The sequence below is a fragment of the Pseudomonas onubensis genome (assembly GCF_965653655.1).
Classification (GTDB): domain Bacteria; phylum Pseudomonadota; class Gammaproteobacteria; order Pseudomonadales; family Pseudomonadaceae; genus Aquipseudomonas.
Map to the genome: position 1 here is coordinate 1 of NZ_CBFHAZ010000054.1, position 26,214 is coordinate 26,214.

General features: G+C 61.7%; 25 protein-coding genes. 17 read left to right on the plus strand and 8 right to left on the minus strand.

What is annotated here, in order from left to right:
* Positions 1 to 526: 526 nt before the first annotated feature.
* Positions 527 to 1,675, minus strand: a complete 1,149-nt coding sequence (locus ACTD9P_RS17790; RefSeq protein WP_438868723.1) for an aldose epimerase family protein — start codon at positions 1,673 to 1,675, stop codon at positions 527 to 529.
* 138 nt (positions 1,676 to 1,813) lie between these two features.
* Between ACTD9P_RS17790 and ACTD9P_RS17795 the strand changes: the two genes are divergently transcribed.
* A complete protein-coding gene (locus ACTD9P_RS17795) occupies positions 1,814 to 2,581 on the plus strand; it encodes an SDR family NAD(P)-dependent oxidoreductase (RefSeq protein WP_438868724.1) in 768 nt (255 codons plus the stop codon).
* A gap of 5 nt (positions 2,582 to 2,586) precedes the next feature.
* Here the strand turns inward: ACTD9P_RS17795 and ACTD9P_RS17800 are convergent, their stop codons facing one another.
* The 3 genes from ACTD9P_RS17800 to ACTD9P_RS17810 are packed head-to-tail and all read right to left on the minus strand — an operon-like array spanning position 2,587 to position 4,616.
* A complete protein-coding gene (locus ACTD9P_RS17800; RefSeq protein WP_438868725.1) occupies positions 2,587 to 3,189 on the minus strand; it encodes a glutathione S-transferase in 603 nt (200 codons plus the stop codon).
* Between the two features lie 30 nt (positions 3,190 to 3,219).
* The gene (gene mug / locus ACTD9P_RS17805; RefSeq protein WP_438868726.1) at positions 3,220 to 3,753 is read right to left on the minus strand and encodes a G/U mismatch-specific DNA glycosylase; all 534 of its coding nucleotides are present in this window, start codon (positions 3,751 to 3,753) and stop codon (positions 3,220 to 3,222) included.
* Positions 3,750 to 4,616, minus strand: coding sequence for a LysR substrate-binding domain-containing protein (locus ACTD9P_RS17810; RefSeq protein WP_438868727.1), 867 nt, complete (start codon positions 4,614 to 4,616; stop codon positions 3,750 to 3,752). The genes mug and ACTD9P_RS17810 overlap by 4 nt, the downstream gene beginning before the upstream one ends.
* A 134-nt stretch (positions 4,617 to 4,750) precedes the next feature.
* On the opposite strand from ACTD9P_RS17810, the gene ACTD9P_RS17815 reads away from it, so the two are divergent.
* The 4 genes from ACTD9P_RS17815 to ACTD9P_RS17830 are packed head-to-tail and all read left to right on the plus strand — an operon-like array spanning position 4,751 to position 8,877.
* Positions 4,751 to 5,803, plus strand: a complete 1,053-nt coding sequence (locus ACTD9P_RS17815) for an agmatine deiminase family protein (RefSeq protein WP_438868728.1) — start codon at positions 4,751 to 4,753, stop codon at positions 5,801 to 5,803.
* 4 nt (positions 5,804 to 5,807) lie between these two features.
* A complete protein-coding gene (aguB, locus tag ACTD9P_RS17820; protein WP_438868729.1) occupies positions 5,808 to 6,689 on the plus strand; it encodes an N-carbamoylputrescine amidase in 882 nt (293 codons plus the stop codon).
* On the plus strand, positions 6,686 to 7,768 hold the full coding sequence (locus tag ACTD9P_RS17825) for an extracellular solute-binding protein (protein WP_438868730.1): 1,083 nt from the start codon (positions 6,686 to 6,688) through the stop codon (positions 7,766 to 7,768). The genes aguB and ACTD9P_RS17825 overlap by 4 nt, the downstream gene beginning before the upstream one ends.
* Positions 7,769 to 7,776: 8 nt before the next feature.
* The gene (locus ACTD9P_RS17830) at positions 7,777 to 8,877 is read left to right on the plus strand and encodes an agmatine deiminase family protein (RefSeq protein WP_438868731.1); all 1,101 of its coding nucleotides are present in this window, start codon (positions 7,777 to 7,779) and stop codon (positions 8,875 to 8,877) included.
* On the opposite strand, the gene ACTD9P_RS17835 is transcribed toward ACTD9P_RS17830, so the two are convergent.
* Positions 8,874 to 9,344: a MarR family winged helix-turn-helix transcriptional regulator gene (locus ACTD9P_RS17835; protein WP_256666241.1), complete on the minus strand. Its 471-nt coding sequence runs from the start codon at positions 9,342 to 9,344 to the stop codon at positions 8,874 to 8,876. The two genes, ACTD9P_RS17830 and ACTD9P_RS17835, sit on opposite strands and share 4 nt — an antisense overlap.
* Before the next feature lie 275 nt (positions 9,345 to 9,619).
* Here ACTD9P_RS17835 and ACTD9P_RS17840 point away from each other — a divergent pair, with 275 nt between their 5' ends.
* The 4 genes from ACTD9P_RS17840 to yghU are packed head-to-tail and all read left to right on the plus strand — an operon-like array spanning position 9,620 to position 16,247.
* Positions 9,620 to 12,799 carry an efflux RND transporter permease subunit gene (locus ACTD9P_RS17840; protein WP_438868732.1) on the plus strand — a complete coding sequence of 1,060 codons (3,180 nt, stop codon included), beginning with the start codon at positions 9,620 to 9,622 and terminating at the stop codon, positions 12,797 to 12,799.
* A gap of 1 nt (position 12,800) precedes the next feature.
* Positions 12,801 to 13,970, plus strand: coding sequence for an efflux RND transporter periplasmic adaptor subunit (locus ACTD9P_RS17845; RefSeq protein ID WP_200434131.1), 1,170 nt, complete (start codon positions 12,801 to 12,803; stop codon positions 13,968 to 13,970).
* Positions 13,963 to 15,408, plus strand: coding sequence for an efflux transporter outer membrane subunit (locus tag ACTD9P_RS17850; RefSeq protein WP_438868733.1), 1,446 nt, complete (start codon positions 13,963 to 13,965; stop codon positions 15,406 to 15,408). Before ACTD9P_RS17845 ends, ACTD9P_RS17850 begins: the two co-directional genes overlap by 8 nt.
* Positions 15,409 to 15,410: 2 nt before the next feature.
* The gene (gene yghU / locus ACTD9P_RS17855; protein ID WP_438868734.1) at positions 15,411 to 16,247 is read left to right on the plus strand and encodes a glutathione-dependent disulfide-bond oxidoreductase; all 837 of its coding nucleotides are present in this window, start codon (positions 15,411 to 15,413) and stop codon (positions 16,245 to 16,247) included.
* A gap of 221 nt (positions 16,248 to 16,468) precedes the next feature.
* Here the strand turns inward: yghU and ACTD9P_RS17860 are convergent, their stop codons facing one another.
* On the minus strand, positions 16,469 to 17,518 hold the full coding sequence (locus tag ACTD9P_RS17860) for a LacI family DNA-binding transcriptional regulator (protein WP_438868735.1): 1,050 nt from the start codon (positions 17,516 to 17,518) through the stop codon (positions 16,469 to 16,471).
* Positions 17,519 to 17,679: 161 nt separating this feature from the next.
* Between ACTD9P_RS17860 and ACTD9P_RS17865 the strand changes: the two genes are divergently transcribed.
* From ACTD9P_RS17865 to ACTD9P_RS17885, 5 genes are all read left to right on the plus strand, one after another.
* Entirely contained in the window at positions 17,680 to 18,765 is a 1,086-nt protein-coding gene (locus ACTD9P_RS17865; RefSeq protein ID WP_438868736.1) for a fatty acid desaturase family protein, read from the plus strand.
* Between the two features lie 115 nt (positions 18,766 to 18,880).
* Positions 18,881 to 19,201 (plus strand): MocE family 2Fe-2S type ferredoxin, encoded by a 321-nt coding sequence (locus ACTD9P_RS17870; protein WP_017134582.1) that lies wholly within the window; start codon positions 18,881 to 18,883, stop codon positions 19,199 to 19,201.
* A gap of 2 nt (positions 19,202 to 19,203) precedes the next feature.
* Positions 19,204 to 20,403, plus strand: a complete 1,200-nt coding sequence (locus ACTD9P_RS17875; protein ID WP_438868737.1) for an NAD(P)/FAD-dependent oxidoreductase — start codon at positions 19,204 to 19,206, stop codon at positions 20,401 to 20,403.
* Between the two features lies 1 nt (position 20,404).
* On the plus strand, positions 20,405 to 21,220 hold the full coding sequence (locus tag ACTD9P_RS17880) for a sugar phosphate isomerase/epimerase family protein (protein ID WP_438868738.1): 816 nt from the start codon (positions 20,405 to 20,407) through the stop codon (positions 21,218 to 21,220).
* Positions 21,221 to 21,273: 53 nt separating this feature from the next.
* On the plus strand, positions 21,274 to 22,236 hold the full coding sequence (locus ACTD9P_RS17885; protein WP_438868739.1) for a Dyp-type peroxidase: 963 nt from the start codon (positions 21,274 to 21,276) through the stop codon (positions 22,234 to 22,236).
* Here ACTD9P_RS17885 and ACTD9P_RS17890 read toward each other — a convergent pair.
* Complete coding sequence (locus ACTD9P_RS17890) at positions 22,233 to 23,105, minus strand: undecaprenyl-diphosphate phosphatase (RefSeq protein WP_065932133.1); 873 nt, start codon at positions 23,103 to 23,105, stop codon at positions 22,233 to 22,235. The genes ACTD9P_RS17885 and ACTD9P_RS17890 overlap by 4 nt on opposite strands.
* 179 nt (positions 23,106 to 23,284) lie before the next feature.
* Between ACTD9P_RS17890 and ACTD9P_RS17895 the strand changes: the two genes are divergently transcribed.
* Positions 23,285 to 23,791, plus strand: a complete 507-nt coding sequence (locus ACTD9P_RS17895; RefSeq protein WP_438868740.1) for a GNAT family N-acetyltransferase — start codon at positions 23,285 to 23,287, stop codon at positions 23,789 to 23,791.
* Here the strand turns inward: ACTD9P_RS17895 and ACTD9P_RS17900 are convergent.
* Positions 23,769 to 24,713 carry a GlxA family transcriptional regulator gene (locus ACTD9P_RS17900; protein WP_438868756.1) on the minus strand — a complete coding sequence of 315 codons (945 nt, stop codon included), beginning with the start codon at positions 24,711 to 24,713 and terminating at the stop codon, positions 23,769 to 23,771. The two genes, ACTD9P_RS17895 and ACTD9P_RS17900, sit on opposite strands and share 23 nt — an antisense overlap.
* A 186-nt stretch (positions 24,714 to 24,899) precedes the next feature.
* Here ACTD9P_RS17900 and ACTD9P_RS17905 point away from each other — a divergent pair, with 186 nt between their 5' ends.
* Positions 24,900 to 25,508 carry a TetR/AcrR family transcriptional regulator gene (locus ACTD9P_RS17905; RefSeq protein ID WP_438868741.1) on the plus strand — a complete coding sequence of 203 codons (609 nt, stop codon included), beginning with the start codon at positions 24,900 to 24,902 and terminating at the stop codon, positions 25,506 to 25,508.
* The gene (locus ACTD9P_RS17910) at positions 25,505 to 26,182 is read left to right on the plus strand and encodes a type 1 glutamine amidotransferase domain-containing protein (RefSeq protein WP_438868742.1); all 678 of its coding nucleotides are present in this window, start codon (positions 25,505 to 25,507) and stop codon (positions 26,180 to 26,182) included. Before ACTD9P_RS17905 ends, ACTD9P_RS17910 begins: the two co-directional genes overlap by 4 nt.
* Positions 26,183 to 26,214 lie beyond the last annotated feature (32 nt).

Here is a 26,214-nt window from a genome sequence, read left to right on the forward strand (position 1 = left end):
GCGGTGGGTCAGTCAATTTATCTGTCACTGATACACCGCATTCGCGAGCAAGCCCGCTCCCACAGTTGACCGCATGCAGTTTTGAATATGAGGTCGGCTGCGGATTTTCAGGCTGAAGAGCTGCTTTTCTGTGGGAGCTGGCTTTGCTGTTGCTGTTGCTGTTGCTGTTGCTCTGGCCCTTACATCCTTTTCGATGACGAAGTCAGCGGTCTTTTGATCTGCGCTTTTGATCTTGATCTGAAATCGCCCCGTCAAACACGATGGCCGGAATCTGACAGGGATTTGGGGGCTAAACCGGCAGGGATGCCGGTTTAGCCGCGCTGGGCCAAGGATGGCCCATCGCGGCGGCCCCCCAAATCACTGGCGGATTGCGGGCATGCCGAGCCTAAGCGAGGCACCGAGTGTTGGGGCGAAGACTTTTTGGTTACTTTTGTGTCCTTGCGAAAGTGACCCGCTGTAAGAGCGGAACCAATAGAAGCCGTTACCGCAGCAACGGATATGTACTCAGCAACCCCGGCACCAACACTCAGTCGGCAGAAAACTTGAGCACAGTATTCTGGCTATAGCTCTGCCCAGGATTCAACCGAGTCGAAGCAAACTTGGGCTGGTTGGGCGCATCAGGAAAATGCTGAGTCTCCAGGGTAAAAGCACTCCAGTGCTGATACGTCTTGCCCGCCTTGCCCTTCACCGTGCCATCGAGAAAGTTGCTGGTGTAGAACTGCACCCCAGGCTCGCTGGTATAGAGCTGCAAACGCCGGCCAGACGCAGGGTCGTGTACTTCGGCGGCGAGTTGCTTGATATCGCCCTGGGTGTCAAGCGCCCAGTTAAAGTCAAACCCACCTTGTTTCGGCTCGGCAAATTTGAGCTGCGGATGCTCGTCCTTGATGTGCTGGCCGATCGGCGTGGGTTTGAGAAAGTCCATCGGCGTGTCCTTGACCGGTGCCAGCTCGCCGGTCGGAATCAGGGTGGCATTCACCGGTGTGTAATGGCTGGCATGCAAGGTCGCGACCTGCTTGAGAATGTCGCCGTTGCCCGCGCCTGCCAGGTTGAAATAGCTGTGGTTGGTGAGGTTGAGCACGGTGGGTTTGTCGGTGCTGGCTTTGTAGTCGATATGCAGTTCGTTGTTATCGTTGAGGCTGTAGGTGACCTCGGTTTTAAGGTTGCCAGGGAAGCCCATTTCACCGTCCTTGGACAGGTAGCTGAGCTTGACGCCGACCGAGTCCTTGCCTTTGACGGGTTCGGCTTTCCACACCTGCTTGTCAAACCCCTGGGCGCCGCCGTGCAGTGAGTTGGGCCCGTCGTTGAGCGGCACCTGATAGCGTTTGCCATCAAGTTCAAACGCACCGCCCGCCAGGCGGTTGCCGAAGCGCCCGATGGTCGCGCCAAAAAAGGCCGTGCCGCTCTGATAGCCCTGCACGTCATCAAAACCCAGTACTACGTCATCGACCTTGCCGTTTTTATCCGGCACTTTGAGTGACTGCAACACGCCGCCGTAGGTGATCACCGTGGCTTGCATGCCGTGGCTGTTGCGCAAGATGTACTGCTCGACGGCGGTGCCGTCATTGGTTTTACCGAAGGGTTTGTGCTCGCTGGTGAGACCCGCAGCCTGGGTGCCGCCGCTGGCAATCAGCAGGGACAAGGCGAGGCCGGAAAGCAGGTGACGAGGGTGCTTCATGGTCGAACTTCCTTTTGTTGTTTTCAGTGGAATAGTTCTACTAATGTGCGATATTTTGTCGCTGCAGCAGCAGATTTATAGCCTTTTACTGCCTGTTTGCAAAATAAAATAAGACTAATTAAGTGAGGCAACCTTTATATGACCACTCAGCAGGCTGTTTACCCCGACCTTGAGGGTAAGACCGTTCTGGTTTCCGGTGGTGCCTCAGGCATCGGCGAATTCCTGGTGCGCGCGTTCGCCGCACAGGGTTCCAAGGTGGGTTTTGTGGATCGAGCGCAAAGCCAGGGCGAGCGGCTGGCCGCGCTGTTGTATTCCCAGGGCTACAAGGTTGAATTCGTGTGTTGCGACATCACCGATGAAATCGCCTACAAGGCGGCGATTGAGCGCTTTGAACATTCGCTGGGGCCAATCACCGTACTGGTCAATAACGCGGCCAACGACGTGCGTCACACCCTGGAAGAAGTCGATTCGGCGATGTTCGACAGGCTGATCGCGGTCAACCTCAAGCACGCATTCTTTGCCGCCAAGGCCGTGGTGCCGATGATGAAACGCGCCGGTGGCGGGGCGATTATCAACCTGGGCTCGGTGGGGTGGATGATGGCGTCTGCCGGTTACCCGGTGTACGCCGCCAGCAAGGCGGCGGCCCATGGCATGACCCGCGCCCTGGCACGTGAGTTGGGGCCCAGCCATATCCGCGTGAACACCCTGGTGCCCGGCTGGGTCATGACCGACAAACAACTGGCGATGTGGGTCGATGATGCGGCCAAGGAACTGATCAGCCGCAGCCAGTGCCTGCCCGGCAGCGTGCTGCCCGAACACATCGCCAATATGGCGTTGTTTCTCGCCTCGGATGCCTCGGCAATGTGTTCGGCGCAGAACTTTATTGTGGATGGCGGCTGGGTCTAGGCCTGTTAATCGATGGGGTAGCGCTTGAACGCCGGGTGCTGTTCCAGCCGGTCGGCGTGACGTTGCAGGTTAGGGAAGGCCTTGTGGTCGAGCACCGACGGCAGTTTTAACTGGGTGAACGACCACGCAACTGCCGTGGTCAGCGCAGCCTGGGTCAGCGGCCCGTCGGTGGGTTGGGCCAAGTGTTTTTCCAGCAACGAATAGGCGGCCAGCAGTTGCCCGGTCACCCGCTCGATCCACGGTGCATGGAGTTTTTCTGCCGGGCGCAGATGATGCTCATACACGATCTGCACAGTTTTCTCGCAGGCCGCCAGGGCCAGCCCGAGCACGTGCAGCTCCTGGGCGCGGGCGCCGGCCGCTTGCGCCAGCAGCTTCTTGTCGGCGCGGGCCTGGGCTTCAAAAAAGTCCAGGATCAGGCTGGAATCCATCAGCAGTGTGCCGTCATCCAGCACCAGGGTCGGCGCTTTGACCACCGGGTTGATCGCGTGGAACTGCTCGAAGGTGCTGAACACCGATACCGACTGATGTTCAAACGCTACGCCGTACAGGTCCAGGGAAATTGCCACGCGGCGTACGTAAGGCGAGTCCAGCATGCCTACCAGTTTCATGAAGCCTCCGTTGCTCTCAGGTGAATGCTCTCAGGAGATTAAGGGCACTTGATTGCTCTGTGCAATGGCTTCGCGCAGTTGCTGATAGGCATCCACTAACTGCTCCAGGCTGAACGCCAAATTGCGCCCGCTGGGGTTGGGCAGTATCCATACCGCTGCGCCGCCCAATAACAGCGGCTGCAGCCCCCAGGCAACCTCGCGCTGGCCGGACACGGCGCTATAACCGACCTTGCCCAGAAAGGCCACGAAGCGTGGCTGCCAGCGGCGGATTTTCTGCTCAAACGCAACCGCTGCGTCGTTGAATTCATGCCGCGCCAATTCCCCCGCGCTCGCCGTCGGACGCTCCACCAGTGTGGTCAGGCCGCAGTGGTAGTCGAGCAAGGTGCGCCCCTCTTCGGGGTGAATTTCATGGGGTGTGAAACCGGCCAGGTGCAACGTGCGCCAGAAGCGGTTGCTGCGGTTGGCGAAGTGCAGGCCCAAGGCGGCGGAGCCTTTGCCGGGGTTGATGCCGCAGAACACTACGTTCAAGTGTTCGGTGAGGATGTCTTCGAGTCTGTCGCTCATGTCGGGTCTACCTGCAAACGCATCAGCAGCCATTCGGTAAAGCTGCGGGCCAGTGGGTCGTTTTCACTGTCACGGTGGGTCAACAGCGCCCAACCGGGACCGCGAATGGTGGCTTCGACCAGCGGCGTGAGCAAACCATCGGCCTGGGCCTGGCGGCTCAGCAGTTGGCTGACCAGGCCGATGCCCAGCCCGCTGCACACGGCATCGAGCAGTAAACCTGGATCGGAAAAATTCAGCCCCTGGTCCTGTTGGCCCACATCAATGCCGGCCTCCACGGCCCAATGGCTCCAGTCCATCTCTCGCTCGCCGTGCAAGGTGGTGCGCTGCGCCGCAGGCACAGACAGCAGCTTGGGATGGCACGCCGGAAACAGGCGGTCGGCATGCAGCACCTTGAAGCTGCATTCGGCCTGGGAACTGATGTCGTCACGTACGGCCAGGTCGATGGTCTGGCTGGCCATGTCAGGCACTTCATCGGTGCTGAAGATCCACAGGTCTACCTCCGGGTGCCGCTGACGAAAGTCCGCCAGGCGTGGCAGCAGCCAGTGGCGAGCAAAGGTCGGCGTGGTGTTGAGCACCAGTTGATTGGGTTTGCGGTACTGCCCCAGGCGCCGCACGCCCACCGCCAGTTGTTGCAGCAGCGCCTGGGTGGTGCTGAGGAAGTCATAACCTGCGTCGGTGAGGCTCACGCTGCGCCCGCTGCGTAAAAACAGCGGCTGCTCCAGGTAAGCCTCCAGGCTGCGGATCTGCTGGCTGATCGCCGATTGGGTCAGGTGCAGTTCTTCGGCAGCCTTGTGGAAACTGCCCAGGCGGGCGGCGGCTTCAAAGCCGCGCAGGGTGCCGAGGGGCGGCCAATGGTTAAGCATATCGATAAGCTCCGCTAATCAGTTTTCTACAAAATCCATCGTTTGTTTGGCCTTTGCAGCCTGCGTAGCATGTACGCCAAGACTCCGTGGGCAGTTTTCACTGAACACAATGACTTAACTCAAAGGTGCTTGTCATGCAGCGTAGTGAAATTTTAAGCAGTGGTTGGAGTATGCCCGCGGAGTGGTCCCATCATGTGGCGACCTGGATGGTCTGGCCGCATAACCAGGCGCTGTGGGAAAGCACTTGGGGTGTGACTTTGGCATTGGTGCAGCAGGATTTTGCGCGGGTCGCCAATGCCATCGCACGTTTTGAGCCAGTAAAAATGATTGTCGACCCTTCGGCAATCGCCAGTGCCAAAGCCCTGTGTGGCCCTGGCATCGAGTTGATCGCTGAGGCCGTCAATGACAGCTGGTGCCGCGATTCCGGTCCCACCTTTATTTGTCACCCGCAACAGGGTGCGGCGGGTGTGAGCTGGCGCTTCAACGCCTGGGGCGGCAAGTCGGCCCATGATTTGGACGAAAGCCTGGCGCGCCGGGTGCTCAATCACCTGGGGCTGGAGTGCTTAGGCACGCCGCTGAGCAATGAAGGCGGCGCGATCCATGTGGACGGCGAGGGCACCTTGATCACCACCGAATCGGTGCTGCTCAACCCCAACCGCAATCCCGATATGACCAAGGCCGAGATAGAAGAGGTCTTCGCGCGCCTGCTGGGGATCAAAAAGACTATCTGGCTGCCCGGCGACCCGGATTACGTCACTGGCGACATGACCGACGGCCACGTCGACGGCCTGTGTGCCTTCGCCCGCCCTGGCGTGCTGCTGGTGGATGCCACCCACGATCACCACTCGACCTACGCCCAAGTGGTACGCGAAAACCGTCGCGCCCTGGAACTGGCCACTGACGCCCAAGGCCGGCGTTTCGAGCTGATCGAACTGTATGAGGCCACCGACGCAGTGGACACCGATGCAGAAGTGTTTTGTGCCTCCTATACCAACTTCTACATCGCCAACGGCGCAATCATCATGCCGGCCTACGGCATTGAGGCTGATCAGGTTGCGGCCGAGGTGTTGGCCCAGGCGTTCCCGGGCCGTGAAATCGTGCCGGTGCAGATCAACCACCTGGCCCACGGCGGCGGCGGGGTGCATTGCATCACCCAACAGCAACCGGCCTGGCCGTTAAAGGGGTAATGCCATGACTGTATTGACGATTGCTACTACCCAGATGCCGTGTACCTGGGACTTGCCGGGTAACCTCGACCGCGCCGAGCGGTTGGTGCGCGATGCCGCCGCACAGGGCGCCCAGGTCATCCTGCTGCAGGAGCTGTTCGCCACGCCGTATTTCTGCATCGAGCAGCATCACAAACATTTGGCACTGGCCGAGGAGTATCAGCACAGCCACGTGCTCAAGCGTTTCGCCGCATTGGCCAAGGAACTGGGCGTGGTGCTGCCGCTGAGCTGGTTCGAAAAGGCCGGTAATGCCTACTTCAATTCCCTGAGTGTGGCCGATGCCGATGGGCAGTTGTTGGGCGTGTACCGCAAGACCCATATCCCCAACGCCATCGGCTACCAGGAGAAGGAATATTTCAGCCCCGGCGACACCGGTTTTCGCGTCTGGGACACGGCGTTCGGGCGCTTGGGTGTCGGTATCTGCTGGGACCAGTGGTTCCCCGAAACCGCGCGCTGCCTGGCGTTGCAGGGTGCTGAAGTGTTGTTGTTCCCCACGGCCATCGGCTCGGAACCCGGCTGCGCGGCGCTCGACTCCCGTGACCACTGGCAAATGAGCATGCGCGGTCACGCCGCCGCCAACCTGGTGCCGGTAGTGGCGGCCAACCGCGTAGGCCGTGAAGTGGCGACAACGGATGCGAACCTGCAAATGGATTTCTATGGCTCGTCGTTTATCTGCGACCACAAAGGCAAGCTGCTGGTCGAAGCGGATCGCGAATCCACTGGCGTACTCGTGCACTCCCTGGACCTGTCTGCGATGCGCGAAGATCGCCTGACCTGGGGCATCTTCCGCGACCGCCGCCCGCACATGTATGACGCACTGCTGACCCTGGACGGACGCCCATCATGAGACTGCTTTTGAGCTGTGCCCTGATCCTCGCCAGCGCCTGCGCCACGGCCGATGACAAGACGCTGAAACTCTATAACTGGGCGGACTATTTTGCGCCGGACACCTTGGCGGCCTTCACCGCCGAGACCGGCATCAAGGTGATCTACGACGTGATGGACGGCAGCGAAACCCTGGAAGCCAAGTTGATGGCCGGCGGCCGCGGCTACGACCTGATCTTCCCCGGCGACACCGTGGCCGAGCGCCTGATGCGCGCCGGCAGCCTGCAACCGCTGGACCCTGCCAAGCTGACTGCGCTGGATGATATCGAGCCGGGTTTGCAGAAGTTGCGCAGCCACTACGTCAACTCGAACAAAGCCACGGTGCCCTACACCTGGGGCACCATCGGCCTGACCTACAACACTGCACAGATAAAGCAGCGCTTGCCGAACGCGCCGGTCAACAGCCTCGACCTGCTGTTCAAGCCCGAATTTGCCGCCAAGTTCGCCGACTGTGGCATTTCGCTGATCGATTCACCGGATGAAGTGCTGGCCGTGGTGCTCAACTACCTGGGGCGCGACCCGCGCAGTGCCAAACGTGAAGACCTGGCCGCCGCCAGTGACTTGCTGCTCAAGCTGCGCCCCTACATCCGCAAGTTCCAGTCGCAACCGGTGACCGACTTGGTCAACGGTGATTTGTGCCTGTCTCTCGGCTACAGCGGTGACATGACCCAAGCCCAGCGCGCCGCCGATGCGGCCGGCAAATCGGTGACCTTTGGTTATCACATCCCTCGCGAGGGCACCACGGTATGGATGGATACCATGGCCATTCCCGTCGACGCCCAGCACCCGGAATACGCCTATGCCTTTATCAACTTCGTGATGCGCCCGCAGAACATGGCCGCCATCAGCAACTTCACCGGCTACCCTACGGCCAACGCCAAGGCCCGCCCGGCGGTGGAGGCAGCCATGCGTGATAACCCGCAAATTTACCCGGATGCAGCCACCTTCGAGCGGTTGATTGCCGGCAAAGACATCCCCCAGGCGGATATGCGTGCGCGCATGCGCATGTGGACTAAATTCAAGACAGCGACCACCAAGTAGAGAACCCCATGCCAACCCGTCGAACCTTCCTCAAACAAACCAGCGTGGTCTGTGCCATGACCCTACTCACCACTCACGTGCGCGCCGCCGTGAAAGGCCGGTTCTACATGCCCGACGAGGGCGAGAAACACCGCCAGGCTTTTATCGCCTTTGGCGCCCAGGACGCTATCTGGGAAGACTTTACCGCTGATGTGCAAGCGGCCCTGGGCCGTATCGCCCAGGCGATTGCCAACTATGAGCCGGTCACCGTGTTCTGTCGCGAAGACGAGCGCGCATTGGCGGAAAAACACTGCGGCACGCGCAATATCACCTTTGTCGAAACCGAGCTGGACGATATCTGGATGCGCGACACCGGCGCCAATTTCGTCATTGATGGCACCGGTGGCGAAGGCGCAGTGGATTTCAACTTCAATGGCTGGGGCAACAAACAACAACATGCCGATGACGCGCAGTTGGCGGCGCTGGTGGCCGAAGAAACCGGCGCGCGCCACATTCGCAGTGAGCTGGTGGGCGAGGGTGGGGCAATCGAAGTGGATGGCCTGGGCACCGGCATCATGACCGAAAGCAGTTGGATCAACCGCAACCGCAACCCCGACTGGAGCAAGGCCGACGTGGAGGCCGAACTTAAGGAACGCCTGGGGCTGCGCAAGATCATCTGGCTGCCGGGCATCAAGGGCAAGGACATCACCGACGCCCACGTGGATTTCTATGCGCGGTTCGTCGCGCCCGGTGTGGTGCTGGCCAACCTCGATACCGACCCGCAGTCCTACGATCACAAGGTCACCTTGGCGCACCTGGAAATCCTCAAGAACGCCACTGACGCCGACGGCCGCCCGTTGCAGGTGCACACCGTATCGCCGCCGCTGAACCCGCGCAAAAGCAAGTTCAGCAAGGGTAACGAGGACTTCGCCGCCGGCTATATCAATTATTTTGTGATCAACGGCGCGGTAATTGCGCCCGAATTCGGCGACCCGGTGGCGGATCGCAAGGCATTGGACTTGCTGTCCCGGCTCTACCCGAGCCGCAAAGTGCTGCAGCTCAATATCGATGCGATTGCCGCGGGCGGCGGTGGCATCCATTGCGTCACCAACCACCAACCGATGGCTTAGGCGTCCTTGGCCAACAGCGTACGGGCAAATTCGTCGGAGGCGATAAAGTCCAGGGTTTGACGCAGTTGCGCTGCTGCTTCGCGGCCGAATGCCTGATCGAAGCGTTCGGCCATTTGCGTCGAAATACGCTTGGCCGCCACGTGCGTGCGCTTGCCGTGTTCGGTCAGCAACACGCGTCGGGTACGCCGGTCGAGTTCGTCCACGCGCAGCTCCACCAGGCCGTCACGTACCAGCGGTTTGAGCGTGTGGCCCAAGGCGGACAAATCCATCACCAGAGTTTGTGCCAGCTCGCCCATTTTTGGCGTGCCGGCCTTGGCGATACGGTTGAGCAGCGCGTATTGCGTGGCTTTAAGCCCGCAGGGCGCGAATGCTTCGTCATAGATCTGGCCCAGGCGGCGCGAGGTGCGGCGCACGGCACCGTTGACGCAGGCACTGGGGCTCTCGGAGCAAGGCGGGGCAGATTTCAAGGGCAGATACTCTCTGATACAAAACACGACGCGGCTGATTATGCCTGCGCGACCTGTCAGGACAAGGCCTTTCGGACCGAACTGACGTTCCAGATGAAGACTGAGACAGCTTGAAACAAATTAGTTGCGTATGCCACTAAGTTCGATATCGTGGCATATGCCTCTTTGTGACCTGGATGTCGTTACAAAATCCCCAGGCAGTGCATGGGGCGAGGCGGGAAAACGGCATGGCGAAGCCTGCTTGACCGACCAATCTCCTGTCTGGATCACCTCCTATGCTCAACCTCGTGCGCATCGCCTTGCTGCGCCCCTATACCTTTTTGGTATTGGCCATTTTCATCCTGATTGTCGGGCCGCTGGCGGCCTGGCGCACGCCGACCGACATCTTCCCGGAAATCCGCATTCCGGTGATTGCGGTGATCTGGCAGTACACCGGTTTGCCGCCGGACCAGATGGCGGGGCGCATCACCTCGCCGTTCGAGCGGGTGCTGACCACCACCGTGAACGACATTCGCCATATCGAAGCGCAGTCGATGAACGGCTACGGGATTGTGAAGATCTTCTTCCAGCCCGGCGTCAACATCAGTACCGCCAACGCCCAGGTGACGTCGGTGTCCCAGGCGATCCTGCGGCAATTGCCGCCCAGCACCGTGCCGCCGCTGGTGCTCAACTACAGCGCCTCCACTGTGCCGATTGTGCAGCTTGCACTCTCTGGGCCGGGGCTGAGCGAACAGCGCCTGGGTGATATCGGCCTGAACCAGGTGCGCCTGATGCTCACCAGCGTGCCCGGCGCGGCCCTGCCATACCCGTTTGGCGGCAAGAGCCGTCAGGTGCAGATCGACCTCGATTCGGCGCGCATGCAAGCCCGTGGCCTGTCGGCGCAGGACGTCGCCACCGCCCTGGCCACGCAGAACCTGATCACCCCGGTAGGCACCCAGAAGATCGGCAGCTACGAATTCAACCTGCAACTGAACAACTCGCCGTCGGACTTCCATGACCTGGAAAACCTGCCGATCAAAACCGCCGACGGCACCACCGTGCTGATCCGTGACGTGGCCACCGTGCGCGACGGCAACCCGCCGCAAACCAACATCGTGCATGTGAACGGCAACCGCTCGGTGCTGCTGCCGGTGCTCAAGACCGGTTCGGCGTCGACCTTGGGCGTGATCGCCGGCATTAAGGAAAAACTTGCCGAGAACAAGGCTGCGTTGCCGCCCAACTTGAATATCGATTTGATCGGCGACCAGTCGCTGTTCGTGCGCTCGGCCATCAGCGGCGTGGCCCGTGAAGGCTTGATCGCGGCGGCGCTGACCAGCCTGATGATTTTGCTGTTCCTCGGCAGTTGGCGTTCGACGGTGATCATTGCCACCTCGATCCCCTTGGCGATCCTGGCCTCGATAGCCACGCTTTCGGCGCTGGGCGAAACCCTGAATATCATGACCCTTGGCGGTCTGGCGCTGGCCGTCGGTATTCTGGTGGATGACGCCACGGTGACCATCGAGAACATCAACTGGCACCTGGAGCAGGGCAAGCCGGTGCAGACGGCAATCCTCGACGGTGCGGCGCAGATCGTGACACCGGCGTTTGTCTCGCTGCTGTGTATCTGCATCGTGTTTGTGCCGATGTTCTTCCTTGATGGTGTGGCGCGCTTCCTGTTCGTGCCGATGGCCGAAGCGGTGATCTTCGCCATGATCGCCTCGTTCCTGCTGTCGCGGACCCTGGTGCCGACGTTGGCCAACTACCTGCTCAAGCCGCATCTACACGGCGACGACGGGCACGCACCGTCGCGCAACCCGCTGGTGAATTTCCAGCGCGGTTTCGAGAAGCGTTTTGAGGCCTTCCGCGAGCGTTACCACAGCGTATTGCACAGCGCCTTGCACCATCGTCGCGCGGTAGTGATCGGCCTGCTGGCGTTCGTCGCCGTGTCGTTTGCGTTGGTGCCGTTCCTGGGCCGCAACTTCTTCCCCGAGGTCGATTCCGGGCTGATCCTGTTGCACGTCCGCGCTCCGGTGGGCACACGGGTGGAGAGTAATGCGCACCTGATCGCCGACATCGAAAACGCGATTCGGCGCAAAGTCCCGGCCCAGGAACTCAAGGCCTTGGTCGACAACATCGGCCTGTCCATCAGCGGTATCAACGTGGTGTACAACAACACCGGCACCGTGGGTTCCCAGGACGCCGATATCCAGATCAGCCTCAACGAGGGCCACCGCCCGACGGCCGAGTACATGCGCCAATTGCGCGAAAGCCTGCCACGGGAATTCCCCAGCGCGGTGTTCTCGTTCCCGGCCTCGGACATTGTCGGGCAGATCCTCAACTTCGGTTCGTCAGCACCGATCGACCTGCAAATCACCGGCAATAACCTGGCGGGCAACTTCACCTATGCCAGCGCGTTGCTGCGTGATATTCGCCGGGTGCCGGGGGTGGTGGATGCGCGCATCCAGCAGTCGCGGCAATTGCCGACATTCAATATCGACGTGGACCGCACCCGTGCGCAGTTGGTCGGCCTCACCGAACGGGATGTGACCAACAGCCTGGTGGTCAACTTGGCGGGCTCCAGCCAGGTGGCGCCGACATTCTGGTTGAACCCGGCCAACGGCATTTCCTACCCGATCGTGATGCAAACCCCGCAATACAACCTGGACAGCCTCGCCGCGTTGCACAACTTGCCGTTGAGCGGCAGCAATGGTGCGGCCACCGACCAGACCTTGGGCGGCCTGGCGAATATCCAGCGCAGCCATAGCAGTTCGGTGTTCAGCCAGTCGGATATCCAGCCGGTGGTTGAGGTGCTGACCGCGATTCAGGACCGGGACTTGGGTGGCGTCGCCGCCGATATCCAGAAAATCATCGCGGCCCATGCCGGTGAAGTGCCGACCGGCTCCAAGGTGATTTTGCAGGGCCAGGTGCAGACCATGAACGCGGCCTTCAGTGGCTTGCTGTTCGGCCTGTTGGGCGCGGTGGTGCTGATCTACCTGCTGATCGTAGTCAACTTCCAGTCCTGGGCCGACCCGTTTGTGATCATCACCGCGTTGCCGGCGGCATTGGCGGGCATTGTGTGGATGCTGTTTGTCACGCATACGCCGCTGTCGGTGCCCGCCTTGACGGGGGCGATCATGTGCATGGGCGTGGCCACCGCCAACGCCATCCTGGTAGTGAGCTTCTGCCGTGAGCGCCTGGCTGTGCATGGCGATGCCGTGCAGGCCGCGTTGGAGGCCGGTTTCACGCGGCTGCGGCCGGTGTTGATGACCGCCATATCGATGATCATCGGCATGGCGCCCATGGCCCTGGGCCTGGGCGAGGGCGGTGAGCAGAACGCGCCGCTCGGGCGTGCGGTGATCGGCGGCCTGGCGTTTGCCACCATCGCTACGTTGATTCTGGTTCCGTTGATTTTCAGTCTGGTCCACGGGCGTCGCCAACGCGCCACGCTGGCGACTACCGTTTCCCAAGGGGTTTGACATGTCCGTTTCCATTGCTGAAAAAAAGTCGTCCCGTGGCCTGCTGTGGCTGATCGTGGGCGCGGTGACGGTCGTAGTCATCGTCGGTGTCGGCCTGAGCGTGCGTGCCAGTCAATCGCGGGATCTCAAGACCTGGACCGACGCGCAGGCGCTGCCCAGCGTCAACCTGGTCAAGCCGGTGGTGCAAGCGCAAGGCCCGGTACTCAACTTGCCGGGGCGTATGGAAGCCTATTCGCGCGCGTCGATTTTTGCCCGGGTCAATGGCTACCTGAAATCCTGGAATGTCGACATCGGCTCGCGCGTCAAAGCCGGCCAGGTATTGGCCGAAATCGACACCCCGGAACTCGACCAGCAACTGCTGCAAGCCCGCGCCACCCTGGCCTCGGCCCAGGCCGATGAACACCTGGCCGAAACCACCGCCAAACGCTGGCAGGCGATGCTGGCGACCGACTCGGTGTCGCGTCAGGACGTCGACGAGCGCACCGGCGACCTGACCGCCAAACAGGCCAAAGTGACAGCGGCCAAAGCCAATGTCGAACAGTTGGTGGCGACCAAGGGCTTCCAGCATCTGGTCGCGCCGTTTGCCGGTGTGGTCACCGCGCGCAGTACCGACGTGGGCGCGTTGATCAGCGCTGGCGGCGCCGCCGGCAAAGAGCTGTTTGCGGTGGCCGACGTCAGCCGCCTGCGTGTGTATGTGCAAGTGCCGCAGACCTTCTCGCCACAGATTCGCGAAGGCACCACGGCGCGCCTGAGTGTGCCGGAGTATCGCGGCGAAACCTTCACCGGCAAGGTGATCGCCACCGCCGATGCGGTCAACGCCGCGTCCGGCAGCACCTTGGTGCAACTGCTGGTGGACAACCCCGGCGGCCGCCTGTTGCCCGGTGGCTACACCAGCGTGCAGTTTGATTTGCCGGTGCAGGCCGACGTGCTGCGCGTACCGTCCAGTGCCCTGGTGTTCGATGACAAGGGTATGCGCGTCGCCACCCTCGACAGCCAGGACCATGTGCACTTCAAGACCGTTACCATCGCCCGTGACTTTGGCGACAGCGTGGAAATCGCCAGCGGCCTGCAAGCGGCCGACCGCGTGATCGATACGCCGCCGGATGGCCTGGCCGATGATGACTCGGTGCAGTTGGCTGCCGCTTCCGCCGAGGCCAAACCCCATGGCTAAGCGCAACCTGCTGGGCCTGCTCGTCACCTTGAGCCTGGGCGCCTGTTCGCTGGCGCCGCCGCTCAATGTGCCGCCAACACCCATCGCCGCGCAGTTTCACACCCAAGGCCCGTGGACCGTCGGTGCGCCCAACGACCAGGCCAACCGTGACGGCTGGTGGCGCATCTACAACGACCCACAACTGGACGCGATGCAGCAGCAGTTGCTGAAAAATAACCCGGACTTGAGCGCGGCACTCGCGCATTACCAGCAGTCCCAGGGGTTCCTGGCCCAGGACCGTTCGGGGCTGTTCCCCAAGCTCTCAGCCATCGGCAGCGGCCAGCGTATTCGCCAGTCGGACACCAAACCGCTGCGCTCGGCCACTTCGCCGGACGTTTACAATTCCGCCACGCTGGGGCTTGAGGTGGACTATGAAGTCGACCTGTGGGGCCGCGTGCGTGACACGGTTGCGGCCGGCACCAGCGACTCGGAGGCGGCCAAGGCCGACCTGGCGTCGGTGCGCCTGAGCCTGCAAGCGCAACTGGCCGACAGCTATATCCGCCTGCGTGGAATCGACTGGCAGAACCAACTGCTGGAGCAGACCCGCGACGCCTACACCAAAGCCCTGAGCCTGACCGAAGGTTTGCACGGCGGCGGCATTGTCTCCGGGCTGGACGTGGCGCGGGCGCGCACGCAGCTGTCGACGGTCAAGTCCCAACTCAACCAGAGCCTGGTTCAACGGGCGGTGCTGGAACATTCGATTGCGGCGATGCTGGGGGAGTCGGCATCGACCTATACCGTCGCCGTGAATGTGGCGCCGATTGCCTTGCCCAACGTGCCCACCGGCGTGCCGTCGAGCCTGCTGCAACGCCGCCCGGATATCGCCGCTGCCGAGCGCCGCATCGCGTCGGCCAATGCGCGTATCGGCGTAGCCAAGGCCGCGTGGTTCCCGCAGATCACCTTGAGCGCCCAGGGCGGTTATCAGAGTGATGAGTTTGCGCGTTTGCTCAGCGCGCCGAACCTGTTCTGGGCCATCGGCCCGTCGCTGGTCGGCACGCTCTTTGATGGCGGCGCGCGTCAGGCCCAGGTCGATATCGCCAAGGCCGCCACCGACGAAGCCGCCGCCAAATACCGCGGCGTGGTGCTGGGTGCTTTCGAGCAAGTGGAAGACAACCTGTCGCAGATCGCGGGCCTGGGCAGTGCCCTGGATGACCAGCGTGACGCGGCCGCCGCCGCGCAATACGCCGAAGACCTGTCGACCTCGCGTTATCGCCAGGGCGCCGTGGCCTATCTGGATGTGGTGACCGCGCAAGTGGCGGCGCTGGAAGCCAAGCGCAGTGTCCTGCAACTGCAAACCCAGCAATTAAGCGCTAATGTGGGCCTGATCAAGGCGCTGGGTGGCGGATGGAACGTGGCCCAACTGGCTGCATCGAACAGTATTGAAACCAAGGAGAAGTGAGTATGAGCGACTACGTACCCCCGAAGGTATGGACCTGGGACACCGAAAGTGGCGGCACTTTCGCCAGCATCAACCGGCCCATTGCCGGTGCGACCCATGAGAAAGAGTTGCCGGTCGGCAAACACCCGTTGCAGCTGTATTCCCTGGCCACACCCAATGGCCAGAAGGTCACCATCCTGCTCGAAGAACTGCTGGCCCTGGGGCACACCGGCGCGGAATATGACGCGTGGCTGATCAAGATCGGCGACGGCGACCAGTTCGGCAGCGGCTTTGTGGCAGTCAACCCCAACTCCAAGATCCCGGCCTTGATGGACCACAGTGGTGACACGCCGATTCGGGTATTCGAGTCGGGCGCGATCCTGCAATACCTGGCCGAGAAGTTCGGCGCGTTCTTCCCCACCGAGCCTGCTGCACGGGCCGAGTGTTTGTCGTGGCTGTTCTGGCAGATGGGCAGTGCGCCGTACCTGGGCGGCGGCTTCGGGCATTTTTACGCCTATGCGCCGAGCAAGATGGAATACCCGATCAACCGCTTTGCGATGGAAACCAAGCGTCAACTGGACGTGCTCGACCAGCGCCTGGCGGTGAGTGAATACATTGCAGGCGATGAGTACACCATTGCCGATATCGCGATCTGGCCCTGGTATGGCGGCTTGGTCAAAGGCCGTTTGTATGGGGCGTCAGCGGAGTTTTTGTCGGTGCACGAGTACAAGCATGTACTGCGCTGGGCCGAGGCGATTGAAGCCCGCCCGGCGGTGCAGCGTGGGCGGCGGGTGAACCGGGTGTCCGGGGCACCTGAGGAGCAACTGGCTGAGCGCCACAACGCCACCGACCTGGACTGAAACCCGGTCAACCTGTGGGAGCGGGCTTGCGCGCGAATGCGGTGGGTCAGTTGTGAAATTGGCGACTGACACTCCGCTTTCGCGAGCAAGCCCGCTCCCACATTTGGATCTGCATAGTTTTCCCAACTATTTGTAGCGCTGCTCAAACGGCACCCACACGTTGCGCTGGCTGAGGCGGTTGAAACACACCGATTTGGACTGAAACCCGGTCAAACTGTGTCTCAGTTGGACAGGTTCTCCGAGGTGACGATCTGCAGTGGTATATGCACTCTGTGCCGCAGTGAGTCAAACACCTCGGCCGTCTGCAATTGCACCAGCAATTCGATCAACGCCGTCGCCGTCTGCCTAGGCTGCGAGTCCATCACCACATCAATCAAACCCCGGCTCAGTGCCTCACGCGACAACGCGGTGGACTCCTGCAAAATGCAGCACAGCGCCGGCCGTTTGGGCAACTGCGCCAGGGCATTGATTACGCCGTCACCACCGCCGCCCACCACGCACAGGCCGCGCAGGTCGGTATGACGGGTGAGCAGGTCGAGGGTGGCTTCTTCAGTGATGTCGCTGTTGTCCAGGTTGATCAGCGGCTCCAATGGCTTGAGGCCCGGCGCATGCTCGGCCAGGTAGCTGTGCAAGCCCTCCACCCGCGCCTGGTGGCCGAGAAAACGATGGCCGCCCAACAGGATGCCGACGCTGCCTTTGCGTGCGCCGCAGGTGCGCGCCAGCAACCAGCCCATAGTGCGCCCGACCACGTGGTTATCCTGGCCCACATACGGCTCCAGGGCGTGTTCGTGAATATCCGACAGCAGAGCGACCACCGGCACGCCTGCTTCGCGAACCTGCGCCAGTGTGGCGTTGATCAACGGGTGGGCGAAGCTGACGACTGCCAGCGCGTCGCATTGCACCGCCAGTTGCTCGATTTGCGCAGCGATGGCGCTGGGTGTGCGGTCGAGAATGTACTCGAACTGGCAAGTGAGGTTGGCCGTGGCGTGATGCTGCGCGGCCTGGCTGATCGACGCTGCCAGGTTGGCGTAAAACGCTTGGGCGGTACCCAGCAGCAGGATGCCGAAACGGTAGGTGGGGCGCCGCTCACGAATGCGCTGGCCGATCAGCCGTGCGGCAAAATAACCCACGGCTTCAGCGGCCTGGAATACCTGCTCGGCAGTCTGCGGATTCACCGGCGCACGCGCGTTGAGCACACGGTCGACGGTGGCCACGCTCAAGCCTGCCTGGGCGGCGACAGTGGCGATGGTCGGGCGTTTATTATTGTTCATGACAGGCCTCTCAAGCGTCTTGATAGAAAACTATCAAGCCTCGCTGGGCCTGGATGATAGCTTGATAGGGAATGGATTCAAGGCCTTGAGGCGGATTTATCCGCGCTCTATGGTTTGTTCGCAAAGCACCTGTTACCCAACGCTTGCGGAGAACAATAACAATGCCTGAACACACCGCTCACCGCGCTCGGCGCGACTACAGCCTCACCGGCCCTGAAGCTGCCCGCGCCGCTGAAAAGGGCCTGGTCTCGGCCAGTTGGTATCAATCGCCGATCTCGCGAAAACGCATGAAAGAACTGATGCAGCGCCGCGACGGTCCGGCGTTGCTCGATACGGCCCTGTGGGTGTCGGCGCTGCTGGTTACGGGTTTTGGCGGCTACTGGTTCTGGGGCTCGTGGGCCTGTGTGCCATTCTTTATGGCTTACGGCGTGCTCTACGGCACCGCGTCCAACCCGCGCTGGCATGAGACCGGCCACGGCACCGCCTTCAAGACTCGCTGGATGAATGATGGGCTGTATCAGGTGGCAAGTTTCATGTGCATCTTCGAACCGCATGTATGGCGCTGGAGCCATGCGCGGCACCACACCGACACCATCGTGGTCGGGCGTGACCCGGAGATCGTCGAGCCGCGCCCGCCAAGCCTGTTGATGATGGGCCTGAGCCTGTTCAACCTGCCGCTGGCCTGGAAAACCTTCAGCGGCGTGGCACGCCATGCGATCGGCAAGATGAGCGCCCAGGAACAGGACTTCATCCCCGAATCCGAATGGCCCAAAGTGTTCCGTGCTGCGCGGATCTGGGTCGGCATTTATGCGCTGGTGATCGGCACCGCGTTGTACCTGCACAGTTGGCTGCCACTGATGCTGGTGGGCCTGCCGAGCCTTTACGGCGCCTGGCTCGGCTACCTGTTCGGTCTCACCCAGCATGTGGGCCTGGCCGAGGACGTACTGGACCATCGCAGCAACTGCCGCACCATCTACATGAATCGCGTGCTGCGCTTTATCTACATGGACATGAACTACCACCTCGAACACCACATGTACCCGATGGTGCCGTACCACGCGTTGGCGCAATTGCACGAAGAGATCCGCAGCGACTGCCCGCCGCCGTACGCGAATATTTTTGCGGCGTACAGGGAGATCCTGCCGACGATCTGGAAGCAGCGCAGCGACCCGACCTACTTCGTGCAGCGCCCCACTCACAGTGGCGAGCGAGCTTGCTCGCGCTGGGCTGCGCAGCAGCCCCAATAAAAACCACCGCATTCTTTCCGACACCACTCGACTGCCGAACATGGGGCTGCTTCGCAGCCCAGCGCGAGCAAGCTCGCTCGCCACAAGGAAGGCCATTCATAGAGAGAACAACACCATGAACGATCAATGGATCGACGTCTGTGCCGTGGGCGAAATAGACGAAGAAGACGTGCTGCGCTTCGACCATGGGCCGCACACCTACGCGGTGTACCGCTCGGCCGAGAATGAATTTTTTGCCACTGCCGGCCTGTGTACCCACGAGAAAATCCACCTGGCCGACGGCCTGGTGATGGACCATGTGATCGAGTGCCCCAAGCACAACGGACGCTTTGATTACCGCTCCGGCAAGGCGCTCGGCGCGCCGGTGTGCGTCAACCTCAAAACCTACCCGGTGCGGGTCGAAGCGGGGCGGGTTTTACTCGCCGTGACGGCGTGAGCATGAACGCACCCTTGATCATCGTCGGCGCCGGCCATGCCGGTGGCCGTGCGGCGCTGACCTTGCGCGAAGAAGGCTACAGCGGGCGCCTGATCCTGATCGGCGATGAACCGCACATGCCCTACGAGCGTCCGCCGTTGTCCAAAGGCTTGCTGCAAGGCCGCACGGACTTGGCGGGTTGCAGCCTGTGCGACAGCCAGCGCCTGGCCGCGCTGGGCATCGAACATATCCCCGGCAACCCGGTCACGCGCCTGGAGCCGCAACAACACCGGCTGCAACTGGCCGACGGCCAATGGCTGGACTTTGCCGGTTTGCTGCTGGCCACCGGCGGCCGCGCGCGACGCTGGCCTGTGGAACAGGCTAACGTGCTTTACCTGCGCACCCATGATGAGGCGCTGGCCCTGCGCGACGCCTTGCGCCCCGGCACGCGGCTGGTGGTGGTCGGCGGTGGTTTTATCGGCCTGGAAGTGGCGGCGACCGCGCGCGGCCTGGGTTGCCAGGTAACAGTGCTTGAAGCAGGCCCACGTTTGGCAGGCCGGGTGCTGCCGCCGGTGATCAGCGAAGCGCTGCTGAATTTGCATCGCCAGCAGGGCGTGGAGGTGCGCTTGAATGTGGCACTCGAATCCATCGACGCCGACGCCGTGCAACTGGTCGATGGGCAGCGCTTACCGTGTGATCGGGTGGTGGTCGGCATTGGCATGCAACCCAATCTCGAACTGGCCGCAGCGGCGGGGCTGGACGTAGGGCAGGGCATTCGCGTCGATGCGCAGCTGCGCACCAGTGCGCCGAACATTTATGCGGCGGGCGATGTGTGCGAATTTCGCCTGGGCGGCCTGTATCAACGCCAGGAAACCTGGCGCAATGCCGAAGCCCAGGGCCGCCACGCCGCACTGAATATGCTCGGGCGTGAGTTGCCGTTCGAGGCGCTGCCGGGTTTCTGGTCCGACCAATACGACTGGGGCTTGCAGACCGTCGGCGTGATGACCCCGCTGACGGTCAGCCGGGCACTGCCGGGCGGCGGTTTGCTTTTGTTCTACCTGGATGCCGACGGGCACCTGCAAGGCGCTTGCGGCTGGGCGCTCGGCAATGGCGTGGCCAAGGACATCAAGCTGTGCGAACGCTTGATCAGCGCGCACATTGCGCTCAATGCGGCCGACCTGGCCGACCCGGATGTTTCCCTTAAACATTTGCTGCGAGGCTGATATGCGCCAATTGCTGGTGTTCCAATCCCTCTGGGCCATGCAAACAGAACCCGGGCCGCTGGAAGCCCAGCTCGATCGCATCGCTGCCGCCGGCTTTGACGGCATCACCGACCATTACTGGAAACCCGCCGAGGTCGCGCGCCTGCACGCTGCCGCCAGCGCCAGGGGCTTGCAGATCGAAGGCCAACTGTTCCCGCAAACGGTGGATGACCTGGCCGCCGCGCTGGATGTGATCAGCCGCTACGGCTGCCACCATCTCACGCTGCAGGCCGATGTGCGCCCGCGCACGCTGGCTGAGGCGGCCCGGTTGGTCGAAGGCTGGCAGCGCCTGGCCGAACAGGTGGACTTTCCGGTCCTGCTGGAAACTCACCGTTACCGGCTTACCAACGACCTGCTGTTTACCCTCGACCTGCTTGCACAGATGCCCGACTTAAAGCTGTTGGCCGACCTGTCCCATTATGTTGTTGGCCGGGAATTGCCGGAGCCTGGCGCGGTTGAGGACGACGAACACATACGCACAATATTGCGCCACAGCTGGGGCTTTCACGGCCGGGTGGCCAGCAGTGAACAGGTGCAGGTCTCTGTGGGTTTTCCCCAGCACCAAGCCTGGGTCGAGCGCTTTACCGGCTGGTGGCGCTACGGGATCGAAGACTGGCTGGCCCGGGCCAACACGCCCGATAGCCTGTCATTCACCTGTGAACTGGGCCCGCCGCCCTATGCAATCACGGATGCAAACGGCGGTGAAATCAGCGACCGCTGGGCCGAGGCACTGAAGCTCAAAACCCTTATTCACCAGGTGTGGGAGAGCAGTCATTGATGATCTGCTAATCTGCGCGGGTTAAAACCGCCCTTAGCCTGTGGACTTTCATCATGAAGACTTGCCCTGTTCAGCCACCTCTTGAGCCGCAGTCCGTCTGCCACCCTATCACCAGCAGCGCGATCTTCATGGTGGCAACCGTCGCTCCCGGCAGTGAAGACCAGGTGCGCGCCTGGTGCGGCGATATTGCCGGGCTGGTGCGTTCGGTGGGCAAGCGCGTGCCGGCGGGCAACCTGACCTGCGTCTGCGGTTTCGGCTCGGATGCCTGGAGCCGGTTGTTCGGCGGGCCACGCCCGGCGGCCTTGCACCCGTTTCGCGAGTTCGGCGTGCCAGGGCGCATGGCGCCGTCGACGCCCGGCGATATCCTGCTGCATATCCGCGCCGAGCAGATGGACCTGTGCTTTGAGTTGGCCACGCAGCTGATGGTGGCCTTGGGCGACAGCGTCAAGGTGGTGGATGAGGTCCAGGGTTTCCGTTACTTCGATATGCGCAGCATCATCGGGTTTGTCGACGGCACCGAGAACCCGGTAGGGCGCAAGGCCGTAGGCTTCACCATCGTCGGCGATGAAGACGCGGAATTTGCAGGCGGCAGCTACGTGCTGGTGCAAAAGTACCTGCACAACATGAGCGCCTGGAACGAGCTGACGGTGGAAGCCCAGGAGAAGGTGATCGGCCGCACCAAACTGGCCGACATCGAACTGGATGAAGAGACCAAGCCGAGCAACTCCCACAGCGCCTTGACCGTGATCACCGACGAACACGGCGAAGAAGTGAAAATCCTGCGCGACAACATGCCCTTTGGCCGCCCAGGCGCTGGCGAGTTCGGCACCTACTTTATCGGCTACGCCCGCTCGCCGCAGCCCCTGGAGCTGATGCTGGAAAACATGTTCGTCGGCCGCCCGGTCGGCAACTACGACCGCCTGCTGGACTTCAGTACCGCCGTGACCGGCGGCCTGTTTTTTGTGCCTTCGGCCGATTTGCTCGAAGAGCTGGCCGACCGTCAGCCGGGGTCTTAACTGAGCAACCCGGTGCTGACCGCCACAATCAGGAAGATCCCCAGCAGCGCGCGATAAATCACAAACGGCCAGGTGGAGAACCGCTCCAGGAACTTCATCAGGCCCCAGATCGCGAAGAACGCCGAGATACTTGCCACCACCAGCCCGAAAAGCAAATGCGGCCAGGCGTGGGCGGGCATGTCGGCATGCAGCAGCACCCACAGCTCTTTCAAGCCGGCGAGTGCGATGGCCGGCAGGCCCAGCAGGAACGAAAAGCGCGCGGCCTCTTCACGCTTGAAGTTGAGGAACAGCGCGGCGGTCAGCGTCGAGCCTGAACGCGAGACGCCCGGAATCAACGCGCCAATCTGCGCAACCCCAACAATCAGCGCGTCGCGCAGGCGCATTTGGCCCATGTCGCGGGTATGGCGTGCACGCACTTCGGCCACCGCCAGCAGTACCGCCATTACCACGCAGGAAATGCCGATTACCATCAGGCCGCGCAACGGCGAGTTGCAGCTGTTGAGGGTCGAGGACAACGCCAGGCCGGCAATGCAGATAGGGATGGTCGCCAGCACAATCGCCACCGCCAGCTTGAACCACGGGTCGTTGTAGTCGCCCCGGCGTACCGCGCCGATGCTGCCCGTGGTGACCTGGCGTACATCGCGCCAGAAGTAACTGACCACCGCCGCCAGCGCTGCCAACTGCATCGCCGCCGAAAACGCCGAGCCCGGGTCTTGCCAGCCGAGCAGGGCGGGCACCACACGCATGTGGGCGGTGGACGACACCGGCAGCAATTCGGTAATGCCCTGGATCACGCCCAGGATGAAAATCTGCAGGTAATCCAGGGAGGCAAAGCCCACATCCAGGCCGGCGGAACACACGTTGGTCAAAGTAGAGGTCCTTGAGAAAAAGATCGAAGCCGACGAAGTTTATTCTAAATGTTTCAGGATTTTCGGTTGGACGCGGCAAATCCGCAATCGGTTCAGCAAACAGAAAGGTTGTGCAATGTATTGGCCTGCGCGCGTGTTTTGTGTTCAATGGCGCCCTGCGTTTTGTCACCGAGAGCCCCATGCCTGAAACCACCGTTGAATTGATCCAGACTGGCCCCGAAGAGTCCGAGCTGATCCGCAACCTTTACCAGTATTACGCCTATGAGTCCTCGGACTGGGAGCAGGAAGATGTCGAAGCGGATGGCCGCTTCTACATCCACGATGAGCACCTGACCCGCTACTGGCACGACCCGCAATGGAGCGCCAACCTGCTGCTGGTGGACGGTTATATCGCCGGCTTTATGTTGATTGAAGGCAGCGAACTGCCGGGCATCGATGCCCTGGAACTGGCCGACCTGTTCATTCTCAAGCGTTACCGCCGCAAAGGCATTGGCCGTGCCATCGCCACCCAGGTGTTGAGCAGCGGCCAGGCCGATTGGCTGGTGCGTTTCTATGACCAGGATGAAGTGTCCCAGGCGTTCTGGCGTGCGGTGCTGGATGATTTGCCGCGCCCGGTGCAGACCCTCGAGCTGGAGGATGACCCGCAGTTGGTGAGTTACCTGATTACCCGAGCGGTGCTGCATTAAAGGCCTGTTGCATGGCCTGCGGCGGCTGCCCGAAGGCACGCAGAAACGCCTGGCGCATGCGCTCGCGATCACCAAAACCGGTTTCGCGGGCCACCACTTCGATCGGGTGACGGCTGGTTTCCATCATCGCCCGGGCGGCTTCCACGCGCAGTGATTCGATGGCCTTGGCCGGCGTTTGCCCGGTTTCTTCGCGAAACACCCGGCTGAACTGGCGCGGGCTCAGGCGGGCGACGTCGGCCAGGGCTTCCACCGACAGGTCGTGGGTCAGGTTTTCGCGGGCATAGGCCAGGGCCAGTTGCACGCGGTCGGACTTGGGGTCCAGTTCCAGCAGGGCCGACAATTGCGACTGCTCACTGCCGCGACGTTGCGCAATCACCAGTTTGCGTGCGATGCGCCGGGCCAGGTCACCGCCCAGGTCGGCCTCGACCATGGCCAGTGCCAGGTCGACACCGGCGCTCATACCGGCGCCGGTCCAGATCTGGCCGTCGACCACGAACAGTTTATCTTCCTCAAGCTGAATGTGCGGGTAGCGCTTGCGAAAGGCGGGTGCGTGGATCCAGTGGGTGGTGGTGCGCTTGCCTTCGAGCAAGCCGGCTTCGGCCAGCACGAAAATGCCCATGCACAACGAGGCTACGCGCCGCGATTGGGCGGAGGCGGCCTTGACCAGTTCGAGCAGGTTGGCTTGCGGCAAGCGAAATTCCAGATAGCCGCTGACGATCAGCGTGTCATAACCCTGCGCGCGGATCGGCGTGGTGTTCACCGAAAAGCCTTGGGAGGTCATCACGGCGCCGCCGCTCTCCGACACCAGGTGAAACTCATAGGCCGGTTCGCCGCGCAGCAGGTTCGCGCATTCAAATACCGAGCCCAGGCTGAGGCTCAGGGATTGGAAGTTCGGGTAAACCATCAGCGCAACGCTGTGCATCATTATTCTCCTAAAAAACGCGGGCCAGGGCGCGGGAGTGGCGATTGTCGACGGGTGCCAGGTAAACGGCAACCGGCTTTGTGGCATGTCCGGAATCCTTGCGCATATGACATTGTTGAAGGTCTGCGTGGCGCCTAACATCCCCTCAACGAACTAGACGACTGGTCTAATCGGACGGGAAGCGTGATGAACAACCAAGCTAAAAGTACTCGGCAGGTCATTCTGGACACGGCGCAAGTGATTGTCGGCCGTAAAGGATTTTCTGCGGTGGGCTTGAACGAAATACTGCAAGCCGCAGAGGTGCCCAAAGGCTCGTTTTATCACTACTTCAACTCCAAGGATGCCTTCGGCGTTGTGTTGCTCGACAGCTACTTTGACCACTACGTCAACGGCATGCAGCAGTTGTTTAATCAGCCTGGGCTGTCCGGTTTTGCCAAGTTGATGCGCTATTGGCACTCCTGGGTCGACAACCAGACCAGCTGCACCGACACGGGCAAATGCCTTGCCGTCAAACTCGGTGCCGAGGTGTCAGACCTTTCAGAGCCGATGCGTTTGGCCCTGCAGCGCGGCACCGCCCGCACCATTGCGTTGCTGGCCGAAGCCTTGCAGCACGGCGTTGAAGACGGCTCGCTGCCCGCACAGTCACACCCCGAAAGCCTGGCCCGGCGCCTGTATGCGTTGTGGCTGGGGACCAGCGTCATGAGCAAGATCACCCGAACATCCGCGCCGTTTGATGAGGCGCTGCTACTGACTCAACACCTACTGCAACCCATCGATCGAGGCACTGGAAAATGAAAGTATTAATGGTACTGACCTCTCACGACCAGCTAGGTAACACCGGTCGTAAAACCGGCTTCTGGCTCGAAGAGTTTGCCGCTCCGTATTACACCTTCAAGGACGCCGGCGCCGAACTGGTGCTGGCATCGCCGGCCGGTGGCCAGCCACCGCTGGACCCGGTAAGCGACCAGCCGGATGCGCAAACCGACGATACCCGCCGCTTTGCCGCCGATTCGGCCGCGCAGCAGGCGCTGGCCAACACGGTCAAGCTGGATTCGGTGAATGCTGCCGACTTCGACACGGTGTTTTACCCAGGCGGTCACGGGCCATTGTGGGACCTGGCCGAATCGCAAACGTCGGTCGCGTTGATCGAAGCGTTTGAGCGCGCCGGCAAGCCTATTGGGTTTGTCTGCCATGCGCCGGGTGCGCTGCGTCACGTCAAGGCGGTCAACGGCGAGCCATTGGTGAAGGGCCGTCGTGTGACGGGTTTCTCCAACTCAGAGGAAGCCGCCGTGGGCCTGACCGAGGTGGTGCCGTTTTTGATTGAAGATGATTTCAAGGCCCTCGGTGGCCTGTATGAGAAGGGCGCCGACTGGCAATCCTTCGTGCTTGAAGATGGCTTGCTGGTGACGGGCCAGAACCCTGCCAGTTCCAGTGATGTGGCCAAGGCCCTGCTGAAACTCACCGCGTAAATTAACTAACCGTTGCAGGCATTGGCGGCTCT